Genomic DNA, 15,236 nt, shown 5'->3' with positions numbered 1-15,236 from the left:
TCGCGCGTTAAGGCGGGATCAGAGGATGTTCTGACCGGTCTTTTTCCAATCGGCCATGAACTGCTCCAGCCCCTTGTCGGTCAGCGGATGCGCGGCCAGTTTCTTGATCACCTCGGGCGGCGCGGTCATCACGTCGGCACCGATGCGCGCGGCGTCCAGAATGTGGTTCACGCTGCGGATGGAGGCGGCGAGGATCTGCGTTTCGAAACCGTAGTTGTCATAGATGGTGCGGATGTCTTGGATCAGGTCCATGCCATCGAGGTTGATGTCGTCAAGGCGCCCGATGAAGGGCGAGATGAAGGTCGCGCCCGCCTTGGCCGCGATCAGCGCTTGGTTCGCCGAGAAGCAGAGCGTCACGTTGATCATGTGACCTTCGCCCGACAGAACCTTACAGGCTTTCAGCCCGTCCCATGTCAGCGGCAGTTTGATGGTGATGTTGTCGGCGATTTCGGCCAGTTTGCGGCCCTCGGCGATCATCGCGTCGGCTTCCAGCGCCACGACTTCAGCGGAAACAGGGCCGTCGACGAGGTCACAAATCTCTTTGGTGACTTCAAGGATGTTGCGGCCCGATTTCAGGATTAGGGAGGGATTGGTGGTCACGCCGTCGACCATGCCAAGGTCATTGAGTTCGGCGATGGCGTCGATCTCGGCTGTATCTACGAAGAATTTCATGGGCTTTCCTTCCGGGTTGGAATGTGATCGCTATCGGGTCAATTCGTTGCCTTGGCTTTACCGCATGATCTGCGATGCTTAAAGCCTCAATTCCCCCAAGCGTCACGGAGCATGCGGCAGGTATGGCTGAATTCTACCACCATGGTGAGTTGTTGTCGGTAATGACCACCCAGCCTTTGGGCCGCGCTTTGGATTATCGCGCGCCCGAGGGCGGTTGCCATGCAGGGGCCTTTGTCGAGGTGCCGCTGGGGCCGCGCAAGGTGATGGGTGTGGTCTGGGGGCCGGGGGCCGGGGATTACGACATCAACAAGGTGCGCCATGTGATCCGGGTGCTCGACGCGCCGCCGATGCGCGAGGAGATGCGCGAGTTTTTGCTGCGGTCTGCTGCCTATACGCTCACGCCGCTGCCCGCCATGCTGCGGTTGGCGACCCGCGCGCCGGGCCTCGGCGATCCGCCGTCGATGCGCAAGATTTACCGCGCCGGCGATGGTATGCCGTCGCGCATGACCGATGCGCGGCAAAGGGTCATGGCGGTGCTGGAGGAATATGGCGATCTGGCCTTCACGCTGAAGGAGCTTTCTGAGATGGCCGGGGTGACGTCCTCGGTCGTGAAAGGGCTGGTCGACCAAGGCGCCGTGCGCGAGGAGGAAAGCCCCCGCGACCTGCCGTTCCGCCCGCTCGATCCCTCGCTGCCGGGCAAGGCGCTGACCGAGGATCAGGCCAAGGCGGCGGCAGTGCTGCGCGAGGGGATCAAGTCCGAGACCTACGGCACCACGCTTTTGCGCGGGGTCACCGGTTCGGGCAAGACGGAGGTCTATCTCGAAGCCGTGGCAGCTGCGGTGCAAGCGGGGCGGCAGGCGCTGGTGCTGCTGCCCGAGATCGCGCTGACCGAGCAGTTTTTGGAGCGTGTCGAAGAGCGTTTCGGCGCCAAGCCCGCCGAATGGCACTCGGGCGTGACCATGACCGAGCGGCGCCGCATCTGGCGCATGGTGGGGCAGGGCAATGCGCAACTGGTGATCGGCGCGCGCTCGGCCCTGTTTCTGCCGTTCCAGAACCTCGGGCTGATCGTCGTGGATGAGGAACATGACACCTCCTACAAGCAGGAGGACGGCGTGCTCTACAACGCGCGGGACATGGCGGTGCTGCGGGCCTCGATCTGCGGCGCGCAGGTGGTGCTTGCAAGCGCCACGCCGAGCCTCGAGACATGGGCCAATGCCGAGGCCGGGAAGTACCGGCGGCTGGAACTGACCTCGCGTTTCGGCCCGGCGGTGATGCCGCAGATGGGCGCGATCGACATGCGGCAGGCGGGGCTGCCGGGGGACAAGTGGATTTCGGGCGAGATGAAGCGCGAGGTCGATGCGCGACTGGCGCGCGGCGAACAGGCGATGCTCTTCATCAACCGACGCGGCTATGCGCCGGTGACGCTCTGCCGTGCCTGCGGCGAGCAGATCGGCTGCGACCAATGCGATGCGCGGATGGTCGAACACCGGTTCCTGAAACGCCTCGTCTGCCACCAATGCGGTGAGAGCAAGCCGATGCCCGAGGCCTGCCCCTCATGCGGGGTCGAAGGCAAGCTCGCGCCCGTGGGGCCGGGGGTGGAGCGTCTGGGCGAAGAAGCGGCAGGGCTCTGGCCCGAGGCCCGGATCGCGACGCTCAGCTCGGACATGTACGGCTCGGCCCGCGCGCTCAAGGCCGAGATCGCGGGCATCGCCGAGGGGGCGGCGGATATCATCATCGGCACGCAGCTGGTGGCCAAGGGGCATAACTTTCCCAAGCTGACGCTGGTGGGGGTGATCGACGCCGATCTTGGCCTCACCGGGTCGGACCTGCGCGCGGCGGAGCGGACCTTCCAACTGATGCGGCAGGTGGCGGGGCGTGCGGGCCGGGCCGAGGCGCCGGGCGCGGCCCTGTTGCAGACCTATCAGCCCGAGCACCCGGTGATCCGGGCGATCTTGGCGGGTGAGGAGGAGGCCTTTTGGGCCGCCGAGGCCGGGGAACGGCGGCAAGCCGGGGTGCCGCCCTATGGGCGCATGGCGGGGATCATCCTGAGCGGCAGCGACGCGGCGGCGGTGTTCGATCTGGGCAACCATCTGGCGCGGCATGACGGGCCTTTGCGTGCCATGGGGGCGCAGGTTTTCGGCCCTGCGCCCGCGCCGATCGCCCGGGTGCGCGGGCGGCATCGTGTGCGGCTGTTGGTGAAGGCGGATAAAGGCGTGGCGCTGCAGGAGGCGCTGGGCCGCTGGGTCGGCGGGCTGCGGCTCAAGGGGGATTTGCGTCTGGCGGTGGATATTGATCCGCAGAGTTTTTATTGAAGCTGGCTGCCAAGACGTTTGCACCTCGCGCACCAGCCCGGAATCAAGGGCGTATGCCCGCCGGGCAGCGCCAGACCGGCCCATGGTCTGGCGCTTTTGCTATCGGAGTGGCGGCTTGCGCATGTTTCATATGAGTTGCTGCCATAAAGTGCCCACCTGAAAGTTCGTGTGCGCCAGCCCCCGGTCTGGCACTGCCCGGCTCCTGAGCCGGATCGTCCTTTTCTCTCGCCATCCCCGGGCCTTGGGCGTAATGAATTGCCATGACCCGTTTTATCACCCTCGAAGAGGCCAAGCGCCTGCCGTTCTGGCGCCGTCCCGTGGCCCTGCTGTTCCTCATGGCGCTGGCCATGCCGATCGCCTTCAACACATGGTCGGCGTTGCTCAATAACTTCGTTATCGAGGTCGCCGATTTCGACGGGTCCGACATCGGACTGCTGCATACGGTGCGCGAGATCCCGGGCTTCTTCGCCATCGGTGTCATCGCCATCCTGCTCTTCATGCGCGAGCAGGTGCTGGGGCTGGTCTCGCTCGCGCTTCTGGGCGCGGCCACGGCGGTCACGGCCTATTTCCCCTCCATGGGCGGTATCCTGACGATCACCATGCTCAGCTCCATCGGGTTCCACTACTACGAGACGGTGAACCAGTCGCTGCAACTGCAATGGCTGAAGATTGAGGACGCCCCGCGCATGATCGGCTGGCTCATGGCCGCGGGCTCGCTGGCCACGTTGGTGGCCTATCTCGCGATCATGGCGCTGTGGGAGACGCTGAGCCTCAGCTACAGCATCGTCTATATGATCGGCGGGGGCGTTACCGTCGCCATCGCACTCACCGCCATGCTGGCCTATCCGCAGTTCGAGGCGCCCACGGTGCAGAACAAGAAAATGGTGCTGCGCCGCCGCTACTGGCTCTATTATGCGCTGCAATTCATGTCCGGCGCGCGGCGGCAGATCTTCGTGGTCTTCGCGGGCTTCATGATGGTCGAACGCTTCGGCTTTGAGGTGCATGAGATCACCATGCTCTACCTCATCAACCTTGTCGCCAATATGCTCTTTGCCCCGCTGATGGGCCGCGCCGTGGGCCATTTCGGCGAACGCCGGACCTTGGCGGTGGAATACATCGGGCTGATCTTGGTCTTTCTGGCCTATGGCGGGGTCTATTACCTCGGCTGGGGCGTGGTGATCGCGGCGGCGCTCTATGTCATCGACCATATGTTCTTTGCCCTCGCATTGGCGTTGAAGACCTATTTTCAGAAGATCGCGGACCCTGCGGATATCGCACCCACGGCGGCGGTGGCTTTCACCATCAACCATATCGCCGCGGTCTTCCTGCCGGTGCTCTTGGGGCTCTTGTGGCTGGCCTCGCCGGCGGCGGTGTTCTTCCTCGCGGCGGGCATGGCGGCTGTGTCGCTGATGCTGTCGCTGCTGATCCCGCGCCATCCCGCGCCGGGGCATGAGACGATCTTTCAAAGTGTCCTGCCGCAGGCCGCCGAATAAGGCGCAAAACCCAGCATGGCTTGACCCGGCGCGCGCGCGGCCCTAGGCGAAACGCAACCGCACCGCAGCAAAGGACCGCGCCATGCCCACTTTCACCGCCCTCACCACCCTCGAAGGCCGCGACCCCGCCTATGCTCTGGGCGAGGCGATGGAGCGGCTGACCCCTGAGCCCACCGGCGTGGGCGTTTTCGAGGTCGAGGACGGCTCGGGCCTGTGGGAAGTCGGCGGTTACTTCGAAGAAGCGCCCGATACCGCAGCACTTGCCGTGCTGGCCAAAGCCATGGGCGCCAAGGAGTTCACCGTCTCCGAACTGCCCGAGACCGACTGGGTCGCCCATGTCCGGCGCGAATTGGCGCCGGTGGAGGCGGGCCGCTTCTTCGTCTACGGCAGCCATGACGCAGACAAGGTGCCCGAAGACTGCGAGCCGCTGCTGATCGAGGCCGCCATGGCCTTCGGCACCGGGCACCACGGCACCACCTTGGGCTGCCTCAAGGCGCTCGACCGGCTGGCGAACGAGGGGTTCCACGGCCGCAACGTCGCCGACATCGGCTGCGGCACCGCGGTGCTGGCCATGGCCGCCGCGCGCATCTGGCCGGAAACCGTGCTGGCAAGCGACATCGACGAAGTCGCGGTGGAGGTGGCGCAGGCCAATGTCGACGCCAACGGGCTAACGGGCCGCGTGACCTGCGTGGAGGCCGCGGGTTTCGACCATCCCGCGTTGGCCGAAGCCGCGCCTTTCGATCTGGTCTTTGCCAATATCCTCAAAGGACCGCTGGTGGCGCTGGCCCCCGACATGGCGGCGGCGCTCCAACCCGGCGGCTATGCGATTCTCTCCGGCCTGCTGAACGAACAGGCGGAAGAGGTGATCGAGGTTTATGCGCGATCCGGCATCAATCTGACCCACCGCGAGAGTATTGGTGACTGGACGACACTAACGCTTCAAACGAAAGTATAATTCACGCCTCATTTTCGTTGCATTCGAGCCTTTTGCCGCTTTGTTGCCACATTTGGACTTTATTCAAATTGACAGCAAACGGTGGGGGCCGGATTGCTACGGAGGCTGTGATGGCTGAAGGACACGCTCAATTCGCGAAACGGATCGAACTTCTGGGGCGCAAGCATCGGAAGCTGGAACGAGGATATGTCACCCGCGTCGGACGCGATGGGTTGATCTCTGTCTTGCCGAAACGCGCCCGCCGGGGTTTCCCGATGACAGGGCTTTTCCTGATCGTTCTAGTGTTCTTCGGCTTCAAAGCCTTCACCCTCGCCGCGATCGGCCCGGTGACCTATAACGAACGCCTCTCACGCCTCGCCAATGGGTCGAACCTTGAGCAGATCGGCGCCAAGATGATGGCCATCGACCCGGTGACCCAGACATTGGCCGAGCTGACCGGCCCGATCATGCGGTAACGGGGCATCGCCTCTTGCGTAAAGAAAAAGCCGTAGCGGAGGCTCTCCGCTACGGCTTTTTCTAATTGGGCTGGTGATTATCCCGTAGGGTCAACGCACGAAGTGGCTCTGCGCCACAAAGTCGATGTCGCCCCGGATCAAGCCGATGTCTTGCAACTCGAGATCGGTCAGGTCCGACAGCGCCTTGCGGGTGGCGCGGCTGTCTTGCCAAGCCTCAACCGCAGCGAAGAAGGTGCCGAAAAAGCCAAGGATGCGTGTGACGGCCGAGGGGGAGCCGTAAGCGGTGCGGGTGGTGTCGAAAGCTGCCATGGGGCCGTCCTTTGTTTGATCTCAGGTTGCGTCGGTAGGGGGGCGGGATGACCTTCCTTACCGAACGGAATTTTCGGCAAGTATGCCCGAAATTCGCCCCGCGCAATCCCTCAAAAACGACAGTGAGGCTTGCGTTTTTTGCATGGGTCGAAAATAGGGTTAACCCACTCTCATTACGGGAAAAATTTACCGCCCGGCATGTCGGTTTTGAACCATGGAGAGGCGCAATTCGACACCGCGGTTCAAAAGCGACAGAGCGCCTGTCGCAAAGCGCCCGCCGCGCATCAGGGCTTTGCGATGTTCGCCTTTCGTGCTAGTGCACCAAAAAAGCAACAACTTTATCGAGGGGCAGAGATGATACGGGTGATCGGCATAGATCCGGGGCTGCGCAATCTGGGCTGGGGCGTGATCGATGTCTCGGGCAGCCGAATCGCCCATGTGGCCAATGGCATCTGTCACTCCGAAGGCGACGACCTTGGCGCGCGGCTCTTGTCCTTGCATGGGCAGCTTACGCGTGTGCTGACGGCATGGCGGCCCCAAGCGGCAGCGGTTGAGCAGACCTTCGTGAACAAGGATGGCGCCGGGACGCTGAAACTGGGGCAGGCGCGGGGCATCGCCATGCTGGTGCCCGCGCAGTTTGGTTTGACGGTGGGCGAATATGCCCCCAACAAGGTCAAGAAAACCGTGGTCGGCGTCGGCCATGCGGATAAGGGACAGGTGGCGCATATGGTCAAGATGCAGATGCCGGGGATCGAGATTTCGGGGCCGGATGCCGCCGATGCACTGGCCATCGCGATCTGCCACGCGCATCACGGCGGGGCGAGCACCTTGGCCCAAGCGGTGGCGAGGGCAAGCGCATGATCGGCAAGCTTTCGGGCCGCATCGACTACCGCGCCGCCGATCACGTGCTGATCGACGTGCGCGGGGTGGGTTACCTCGTCTATGTCTCCGACCGCACCATGGCAGCACTCCCGGGGGTGGGCGAGGCGGTGGCGCTTTATACCGACCTCGTGGTGCGCGAGGACCTGATGCAGCTCTTTGGCTTCCAGACGCTGGTGGAGAAGGAATGGCACCGGCTACTGACCTCGGTGCAGGGGGTGGGGGCCAAGGCCTCGCTCGCGATCCTCGGCACGCTGGGGCCGGATGGCGTGAGCCGCGCCATCGCGCTTGGTGACTGGAACGCGGTGAAGGCCGCGAAGGGCATCGGGCCCAAGATCGCCCAACGCGTGGTGCTTGACCTCAAGGACAAGGCGCCCGGCGTCATGGCGATGACCGGCACCGTGGCCGACGCCATGGGCGAGACTGAGGCCGCCGCCGACGAGGCGGTGATTGAAGCTGCCGCCCCGCGCCCCGCGCCGAAACCTGCCGCCCCCAATGCCTCTGCCCAGTCCGAGGCGCTTTCGGCGCTCGGTAACCTCGGCTATGCCCCGGGCGATGCGGCGGGCGCCGTGGCGCAGGCGACAGGCGAGACGCCCGAGGCCGATACCAAGGCGCTCATTCGCGCGGCGCTGAAGCTGCTGGCGCCGAAGGGGTGAGCACGAATGCGCGCGGCGGTTGGTGCGTGAACCTTCTGCTGGAAGAACCACGCACCCTACGGCATAACGAGGCCCTATGACCGACATCGACCCCACCGTGCGGCCCGACCCGCTGCCCGAAGACACCGACCGCGCGCTGCGGCCGCAGATGCTTGGCGAATTCGTCGGGCAGGCGGAGGCGCGGGCGAATCTGTCGGTCTTTATCCAATCCGCCCGCCAGCGGGGCGAGGCGATGGACCACACGCTGTTTCATGGCCCGCCCGGCTTGGGCAAGACGACGCTGGCGCAGATCATGGCGCGCGAGCTTGGCGTGGGCTTTCGCATGACCTCCGGCCCGGTGCTGGCCAAGGCCGGGGACCTCGCCGCGATCCTCACCAATCTCGAGGCGCGCGATGTGCTGTTTATTGACGAGATCCACCGGCTGAACGCCTCCGTCGAAGAGGTGCTCTACCCGGCGATGGAGGATTTCGAGCTCGATCTGGTGATCGGCGAAGGCCCCGCCGCGCGCACCGTGCGGATCGAATTGCAGCCCTTCACGCTCGTGGGCGCCACCACCCGCATGGGGCTTCTGACCACGCCGCTGCGCGACCGTTTCGGCATCCCGACGCGGCTGCAGTTCTACACCGAGGACGAGCTTTACATCATCGTCGACCGCAACGCCCGCAAGCTCGGCGCCCCGGCGGACGAAGGCGGCGCGCGCGAGATTGCCAAACGCGCCCGCGGCACGCCGCGCATCGCCGGGCGGCTGTTGCGCCGGGTGGTGGATTTCGCCGTGGTGGAGGGCGACGGTCGCGTGACGCGCGAGTTGGCTGATATGGCGCTGACGCGGCTCGGTGTCGATCACCTCGGCCTCGACGGGGCGGACCGGCGCTACCTGCGCCTGATGGCTGAGAATTATCAGGGCGGCCCGGTGGGGATCGAAACGCTCTCGGCCGCGCTTTCGGAAAGCCGCGATGCGCTGGAGGAGGTCATTGAGCCGTTCCTGTTGCAGCAAGGCCTGATCCAGCGTACCCCGCGCGGCAGGATGTTGGCCGCCAAGGCGTGGAGCCATCTCGGGCTTGCCGCGCCCCGAGGGCAGAGCGACCTTTTCGGCTGACGTTTCGGAGCGAAGGTAGACCAGATGACGATGACCGCAGAGCAGATCGAGACCCTTTTCACCCGCCGCGACGGGCAGTTCGCCTTTGCCCGCTGGGGCCGCCCCATCGCCCCCGTGGCCTTTGGGATCGAGGAAGAGGCGCTGCCGGTGGTGAAAGGCGCGCTCGAAGCGGTGGCCAAGCTTGCCGGTCACGACATGGCCGAAACCGACCCGGAGTTAGGCAGCAATCTGATGATGTTCTTCTTCGCCGATTGGGCGGAACTGCTCGATGTGCCGGGGATGGAGGGTCTGGTGCCGGACCTCGCCGCGCAGGTCGAGCGGCTGCAGGCCGCCGGGGCGAACCAATACCGTTTCTTCCGTTTCGACGAGAACGGCGCGATCAAGGCGGCTTTCGTCTTCCTGCGCATGGACGAGAGCCTGCAAGACATGTCCGCGCAGGTGCTGGCGCTTAGCCAAGCGGTGCAGGTCATCCTCTTGTGGTCCGAGGATGCCTTTCAGGAGCAATCCCCGCTGGCGATGGCCGATGACGCGCTGGTGCTGCGCCCCGAGGTCGCGGATGTGATCCGCGCCGCCTATGACCCGGTGATGCCCCCCGCCGCCAATGATGCCAGCCACGCGCTGCGCCTTGCCGCACGGGTGCAGGTGGCGTCATGAGCCATAGCTTCCCGGTCCGCATCTTCTATGAAGATACCGATATGGCGGGTGTCGTCTATTACGCCAACTACCTGCGCTATATCGAACGGGCCCGGTCGGATATTGTCGAACAGATCGGCCTTGATCAACGCGCCATGCGCGACGAGGGGCTGGTCTTTGTCGTGACGCGGGTGGAGGCGGATTACCTCGGCGCCGCGCGCTTTGGCGATCGGCTGGAGGTGCAGACGACCCATCAGGCCAAAGGGCCGGTGCGTTGGGTGTTCGACCAAGACGTGCTGCGCGATGGCAAGGTCATCTTTCGTGCCAAAGTTACCGCCGTTTGCATGACAACGGGCGGAAAACCCACGCGGCTGCCAGCGAAACTCCGCCTGTCGGAGGGCGATCCGGCGCGATGATACCATAATTCTGGCAATCTAGGTTGCAGTCCGTTAGCTTTGCTCCAAATTGAGGCCGGAAAATAGGGCCCAGAGATAGAACCCAGAGGCAGAATGCCCCGACGGGGCGGCAGTAAAAGAGCATAGTTAAATGGAAGCAGAGACGCTGGCATTGGCACAGGGGATCGATTTCTCCCTGTGGGGTCTGTTCGCGAAGGCGACGGTCACGGTCAAACTTGTAATGATCATGCTGATCGGGGCCTCTTTCTGGTCTTGGTCGATCATCATTCAGAAAACCATCCAATACCGCAAAGCCCGTGCCGAGGCGGCGCAATTCGATCGGGCCTTCTGGTCGGGTGAGCCTTTGGACGGTCTCTTTGACACCATCGGCGCGGACCCCGATGGGCCATCGGAGAAGATCTTTGCCGCCGGCATGTCGGAATGGCGCCGCTCGCACCGCGAGGATGGCGCGCTGATCCCCGGTGCAACCGCACGCATCGACCGGTCGATGGACGTGGCGATCGCGAAAGAAGCGGAGCGCCTGCAAAAGGGCCTGCCGGTACTGGCGACCGTGGGCTCCACCGCGCCGTTCGTTGGCCTCTTCGGCACCGTCTTCGGCATCATGAACTCCTTCATCGAGATCGCGGCCCAGCAGAACACCAACCTCGCCGTCGTGGCCCCGGGCATCGCCGAGGCGCTTCTGGCGACCGGCATCGGCCTTCTCGCCGCGATCCCGGCGGTGGTCTTCTACAACAAGCTGAGCGCCGACAGTGACCGGATCTTGGGCACCTACGAGGCCTTCTCGGACGAATTCGCCACCATCCTCAGCCGCCAGTTGGACAGCTAAGCCATGGGTGCGGGTGTCATGAAAAAGCAAGGCGGCAAGGGGCGGCGGCGTGGCCGCGCCCAGCCGATGGCCGAGATCAACGTCACGCCCTTCGTGGACGTGATGCTGGTGCTGCTGATCATCTTCATGGTCGCGGCCCCGCTTTTAACCGTGGGCGTTCCGGTGGAGCTGCCCAAGACCGCCGCCACGGCCCTGCCGGCCGAGCAGGAAGAGCCGCTGACCGTCACGGTCACCGCCCAAGGCGCGGTGCAGATCCAGACCACCGACACGCCGCGCGACCAGCTGGTGACCAAGCTGCGCGCCATCGCGGCTGAACGGGCCAGCGACCGGGTCTTTTTGCGCGCCGATGGCGCGGTGCCCTATGCGCAGGTCATGGAGGTCATGGGCGCGCTCAACGCGGGCGGATTTTCCAACATCGGTCTGGTGACCGACATCGGCGGCCCGGCGATGGACGGCAGCGACACGTCGGGTGGCTGAGCGGTGCATACCGGGCATTACATATCAGGTGCCGGGCATCTGGGTCTTATCGGCTGGCTTCTGCTCGGGAACATTTTCACCTCCGAGCCGGACCCGGTTGAGATGACCGAGGTCTCGGTGATCTCGGCGGCGGAATATGACGCGCTCGTCTCGGCCCAGCAGCCGCCCGCCTCGACCACCGAGGTGGCCCAGCCCGCATTGCCCGCGCCGAGCGAGGAGGCGCCCGAGGTCACCGCCGAGCCGGATGCCGAGATCGAACAGCCCGAGCCGGTGCAGACCGAAACCCCGCCCGAGGACACACCGCCTGAGGTGACCGAGCTGGAACTGCCGCCGCAGACTGAAGTGGACGACAGCGCCCCCGAACTGAACGAGCCCATCGGCGACACCGCCGTTCTGGTGCCCGAGATCGCCCCCGAGGCCCGCCCCCGCGAGGCCCCGCGCGTGGCGCCCGAGCCTGTGGCCCCGCCCGAGCCCGAAGCGCGCCCCGACCTTGATGAACAGCCCGCCGTCGCGCCCGAACCCGAGGCCGAGCCGGAAGTCGTCGTCGAAGAAGAGCCGCAAGAGGCGCAGACGCCCGAGGACAGCACGACCGAAATCGTGACCGAGGCCGATCAGGCCCCGGCGGCCTCGGCCCGCCCGCCCGGTCGCCGTCCGGCCCCGCCGCCGCCCGTCGAGGTGGCCGAGGCCCCGGAGGAACCCGAGGAGGAAGCCGCCCCCGAACCGACGCCGGCGCCCGCCGAGGAACCTGCGCAGGACACGACCGAAGACGCCATCGCCGATGCGCTGAGCGAAGTCCTCGGCCAGCCGGAGGCCGAGGCCCCGGTGCCGAGCGGCCCGCCGCTGTCGTCGGGCGAGCGCGAGAGCCTGCGCGTCGCGGTCTCGGCCTGCTGGAACATCGGCGCATTGTCGACCGAAGCGGCGCGGACCACGGTGATCGTGGGGCTGCAGATGAATCAGGACGGCACGCCGGTGATCGGGTCGATCCGGATGCTCAGCGCCTCGGGCGGTGGCGATGCCGCAGCAAGGCAGGCCTTCGAGGCGGCCAAACGTGCAATCATCCGCTGCGGCAGCCGCGGCTACGACCTGCCACAAGAAAAATACAGCCAGTGGCAAGACATCGAGATGACATTCGATCCAATGAGGAGCCGATAACATGCTGACGAGACTTCTGGGACTTCTGGCACTGGGGGCCGCGACCGTCTTCGCGGCGGCCCCGGACACCGCGCGCGCCGAGCCGTTGCGCATCGTGATCGACGACCCGACCATCGAACCCTTGCCCTTTGCCGTCCCCAGCTTTCAGCCCGAAAGCGGTGAGGCGGGGCAATTGGCCGTCGACATCGCCCGCGTCGTCTCGGACGATCTGACTGGCACTGGCCTGTTCCGCGAGATTCCGGCCAGCGCCTATATCTCCACCGTGAGCGACTTCAACGCGCCGGTCGAATATGCCGACTGGAAGGCGATCAACGCGCAGGCGCTGATCACCGGGGCTGTCAATGTCACCGGCAATAGCGTGAACGTGAAGTTCCGCGTCTATGACGTCTTCTCGGGTGAGGAGTTGCTGGATGCCAGCGGGCAGGGCGGTCTGCAATTCAGCGGCACCGTCGACGGCTGGCGGCGCATGGCGCATAAGGTGGCCGATGCGGTTTACAGCCGGATCACCGGCGAGGGTGGCTATTTCGACAGCCGCGTGGTTTTCGTCTCTGAGACCGGGCCGAAGGACAATCGCCAGAAACGTCTGGCCGTGATGGACTATGACGGGGCGAACCTGAAATACCTTACCGAATCCGGCTCCATCGTGCTGGCGCCGCGTTTCTCGCCCAGCGGGGACCGTGTGCTTTACACCAGCTATGAAAGTGGCTTCCCGCGCATCTATGTCTTGGATATCGGCACCGTCCAACGCCGCGCGCTGCAAAGCGCGGAAGGCTCCATGGCTTTCGCGCCGCGGTTCTCGCCCAGCGGTCAGACGGTGGTCTATTCGTTGAGCCAAGGCGGCAACACGGATATCTATTCGATGGACATCAACAGCGGCCAGTCGGTGCGCCTGACCAACACCCCTGCGATTGAGACGGCGCCGAGCTTCTCGCCCGATGGCAGCAAGATCGTTTTTGAGAGTGACCGTTCCGGCAGCCCGCAGCTTTACGTCATGCCCGCCACCGGCGGAGAGGCGACGCGGATTTCCTTTGGCGAGGGGCGTTACGGCACGCCGGTCTGGTCGCCGCGCGGGGATCTGGTGGCCTTTACCAAGCAGAACAAGGGCCGCTTCCACATCGGTGTCATGCGGTTGGATGGCTCGGAAGAGCGTCTGCTGACCGCCTCTTTCCTTGATGAAGGTCCGACTTGGGCCCCCAATGGGCGGGTGATCATGTTTGCGCGCGAAACCCAAGGGGCGGGCGGATCCTCCTCGCTCTATTCCGTCGATATTTCGGGGCGCAACCTCAAGCCTGTGCGCACGCCCGAAGGCGGCTCTGACCCCTCGTGGTCACCGCTGCAAGACTAAGGTTTCCCCATGCCACCACCCACGGGTGCGGGCAATTCCAATGATCCCGCGCCTGTGTTAATACCAGCAACGATAACGCCACCACATAGAAGGCAGACCCCATGAAACGCATTCTGACCAGCACGCTTTTGATTTCCGCATTGGCCGTGTCGGCCTGTACCAACCCTGACCGCTTTGGTGCCGATGGCATGGGCGGGGCAAATGCAGGGGCCGGGGTCAACGCCGGCGTGGTGCCGGGCAGCGCGAATGACCCGACCTCCACCGCCTATTTCCAGCAGGCCGTGGGCGACCGGGTGCTGTTCCTTGTAGACCAATCCACTCTGACCGACGAAGGTCGCGCCACGCTTGACGGGCAGGTCGCATGGCTCCAGGCCAATTCCGACTACCAAGCCGTGATCGAAGGCCATGCCGATGAGCAGGGCACCCGCGAATACAACATCGCCCTTGGGGGTCGCCGCGCCAACGCGGTGCGTGAATATATGATCTCGCGCGGGATCGCGGCCTCGCGGCTCAAGACCATCAGCTATGGCAAGGAACGCCCGATCGAGATCTGCTCGGCCGAGGCTTGCTATGCCAAGAACCGCCGCGCGGTGACCGTGCTGGCTGGCGGCGCGCTGACCAGCTGACCGCGGCAACTGCCCAAGCAATGACCAATCCAAGGAGGCCGATGTGCTGAAGCGATATATCTTCGTGGCCGCGATGGGGCTGATGACCGCCCCCGCCGCGCTTATGGCGCAGGACAACGATCAAACGCTGGCGGACATTCGCCAGCAGCTGACCGTGCTCAACGTCGAGGTGCAAAAGCTGCGCCGCGAATTGTCGACCACCGGCGGCGCCTCGGTCGAGACCGGCGGCAATTCGGTGTTGGAGCGGGTCAGCACCATGGAGAGCGAGTTGCAGCGCCTCACCTCCAAGACCGAGGAGATGGAGAACCGGATCAACCGGATCGTCGCCGATGGCACCAACCGGATCGGGGATCTGGAATACCGTCTGGTCGAGCTTGAAGGCGGCGATCTGGGCGCTTTGGGTGAGACTTCGACCCTCGGCGGAGGGGAGGCGCCTGCCGTGGCGGCCCCCGCTCCCGAGGCAGATCGCGAGGTTGTCGAAGTGACCCCCGGCAGCGGTGGCGCAGGTACATCTGGCGGCATCATCACTCCGATCAACGAAGCAGAGCTGGCGGTCAGCGAGAAGGCCGATTTCGAGCGGGCGCAGGAGGCGCTCGCATCGGGTGACTTTCGCAGCGCCGCCGATCTCTTTGCGTCCTTCAATACGACCTACCCCGGCGGTCCGCTAGCCGCCGAGGCCGAGATGCGCCGGGGCGAAGCCCTGACCGGTCTGGGCGACAACCGCGAAGCGGCGCGCGCCTATCTTGCGGCCTTCAGCACCGATCCCGAAGGGCCGGTGGCCCCGCGGTCGCTCTTCGAGCTGGGCCGCGCTCTTGGCGTGTTGGAACAGACCCAAGAAGCCTGCGTGACCCTTTCGGAAGTCGCCGTGCGCTTTCCGAACGCCCCGCAGGTCAGCCAAGCCGAGGCGCAGCGCCAGACGCTGGGTTGTTCCTGA

At 65.0% G+C, this 15,236-nt stretch carries 17 protein-coding genes; 15 read left to right on the top strand and 2 right to left on the bottom strand.

The window, feature by feature from the left end; all coding sequences use genetic code 11:
• Nucleotides 1-18: 18 nt before the first annotated feature.
• Nucleotides 19-672, bottom strand: a complete 654-nt coding sequence (fsa, locus tag ACGYLO_RS05915) for a fructose-6-phosphate aldolase (RefSeq protein WP_067263530.1) — start codon at nt 670-672, stop codon at nt 19-21.
• A 122-nt stretch (nt 673-794) separates the two neighbouring features.
• Between fsa and ACGYLO_RS05910 the strand changes: the two genes are divergently transcribed.
• The 4 genes from ACGYLO_RS05910 to ACGYLO_RS05895 all read left to right on the top strand — a co-directional run bounded on the left by ACGYLO_RS05910 (nt 795) and on the right by ACGYLO_RS05895 (nt 5,887).
• Nucleotides 795-2,984, top strand: coding sequence for a primosomal protein N' (locus ACGYLO_RS05910; protein WP_271688068.1), 2,190 nt, complete (start codon nt 795-797; stop codon nt 2,982-2,984).
• Nucleotides 2,985-3,244: 260 nt separating this feature from the next.
• On the top strand, nt 3,245-4,477 hold the full coding sequence (locus tag ACGYLO_RS05905) for an MFS transporter (RefSeq protein WP_271688067.1): 1,233 nt from the start codon (nt 3,245-3,247) through the stop codon (nt 4,475-4,477).
• A gap of 82 nt (nt 4,478-4,559) precedes the next feature.
• On the top strand, nt 4,560-5,432 hold the full coding sequence (locus tag ACGYLO_RS05900) for a 50S ribosomal protein L11 methyltransferase (protein ID WP_271688066.1): 873 nt from the start codon (nt 4,560-4,562) through the stop codon (nt 5,430-5,432).
• A gap of 110 nt (nt 5,433-5,542) precedes the next feature.
• Nucleotides 5,543-5,887 carry a hypothetical protein gene (locus ACGYLO_RS05895; protein WP_271688065.1) on the top strand — a complete coding sequence of 115 codons (345 nt, stop codon included), beginning with the start codon at nt 5,543-5,545 and terminating at the stop codon, nt 5,885-5,887.
• Between the two features lie 90 nt (nt 5,888-5,977).
• Here the strand turns inward: ACGYLO_RS05895 and ACGYLO_RS05890 are convergent, their stop codons facing one another.
• A complete protein-coding gene (locus ACGYLO_RS05890) occupies nt 5,978-6,196 on the bottom strand; it encodes a DUF1127 domain-containing protein (RefSeq protein WP_271688064.1) in 219 nt (72 codons plus the stop codon).
• A 354-nt stretch (nt 6,197-6,550) separates the two neighbouring features.
• Between ACGYLO_RS05890 and ruvC the strand changes: the two genes are divergently transcribed.
• From ruvC to ybgF, 11 genes are all read left to right on the top strand, one after another.
• A complete protein-coding gene (gene ruvC / locus ACGYLO_RS05885; protein ID WP_271688063.1) occupies nt 6,551-7,057 on the top strand; it encodes a crossover junction endodeoxyribonuclease RuvC in 507 nt (168 codons plus the stop codon).
• Nucleotides 7,054-7,731, top strand: coding sequence for a Holliday junction branch migration protein RuvA (gene ruvA / locus ACGYLO_RS05880; RefSeq protein ID WP_271688062.1), 678 nt, complete (start codon nt 7,054-7,056; stop codon nt 7,729-7,731). Before ruvC ends, ruvA begins: the two co-directional genes overlap by 4 nt.
• 76 nt (nt 7,732-7,807) lie before the next feature.
• A complete protein-coding gene (gene ruvB, locus ACGYLO_RS05875) occupies nt 7,808-8,827 on the top strand; it encodes a Holliday junction branch migration DNA helicase RuvB (RefSeq protein WP_067263549.1) in 1,020 nt (339 codons plus the stop codon).
• Between the two features lie 30 nt (nt 8,828-8,857).
• Entirely contained in the window at nt 8,858-9,481 is a 624-nt protein-coding gene (locus ACGYLO_RS05870; protein WP_271689990.1) for a hypothetical protein, read from the top strand.
• Nucleotides 9,478-9,876, top strand: a complete 399-nt coding sequence (locus tag ACGYLO_RS05865; protein WP_271688061.1) for a YbgC/FadM family acyl-CoA thioesterase — start codon at nt 9,478-9,480, stop codon at nt 9,874-9,876. Before ACGYLO_RS05870 ends, ACGYLO_RS05865 begins: the two co-directional genes overlap by 4 nt.
• A gap of 130 nt (nt 9,877-10,006) precedes the next feature.
• Nucleotides 10,007-10,702 carry a protein TolQ gene (gene tolQ, locus ACGYLO_RS05860; protein ID WP_271688060.1) on the top strand — a complete coding sequence of 232 codons (696 nt, stop codon included), beginning with the start codon at nt 10,007-10,009 and terminating at the stop codon, nt 10,700-10,702.
• A 3-nt stretch (nt 10,703-10,705) separates the two neighbouring features.
• Complete coding sequence (gene tolR, locus ACGYLO_RS05855; protein WP_209218187.1) at nt 10,706-11,179, top strand: protein TolR; 474 nt, start codon at nt 10,706-10,708, stop codon at nt 11,177-11,179.
• 3 nt (nt 11,180-11,182) lie between these two features.
• Nucleotides 11,183-12,331, top strand: coding sequence for an energy transducer TonB (locus ACGYLO_RS05850; RefSeq protein WP_271688058.1), 1,149 nt, complete (start codon nt 11,183-11,185; stop codon nt 12,329-12,331).
• A gap of 1 nt (nt 12,332) precedes the next feature.
• Nucleotides 12,333-13,676 (top strand): Tol-Pal system beta propeller repeat protein TolB, encoded by a 1,344-nt coding sequence (gene tolB / locus ACGYLO_RS05845; protein ID WP_271688056.1) that lies wholly within the window; start codon nt 12,333-12,335, stop codon nt 13,674-13,676.
• A 101-nt stretch (nt 13,677-13,777) separates the two neighbouring features.
• Entirely contained in the window at nt 13,778-14,302 is a 525-nt protein-coding gene (pal, locus tag ACGYLO_RS05840) for a peptidoglycan-associated lipoprotein Pal (RefSeq protein WP_067262930.1), read from the top strand.
• A gap of 73 nt (nt 14,303-14,375) precedes the next feature.
• Nucleotides 14,376-15,236, top strand: a complete 861-nt coding sequence (ybgF, locus tag ACGYLO_RS05835; RefSeq protein WP_271689989.1) for a tol-pal system protein YbgF — start codon at nt 14,376-14,378, stop codon at nt 15,234-15,236.

The sequence above is a fragment of the Sulfitobacter sp. 1A13353 genome (assembly GCF_043557255.1).
Classification (GTDB): domain Bacteria; phylum Pseudomonadota; class Alphaproteobacteria; order Rhodobacterales; family Rhodobacteraceae; genus Sulfitobacter; species Sulfitobacter faviae.
The sequence above is the reverse complement of the archived record's forward strand: the minus strand, read 5'-3'. Positions and strand labels throughout refer to the sequence as shown.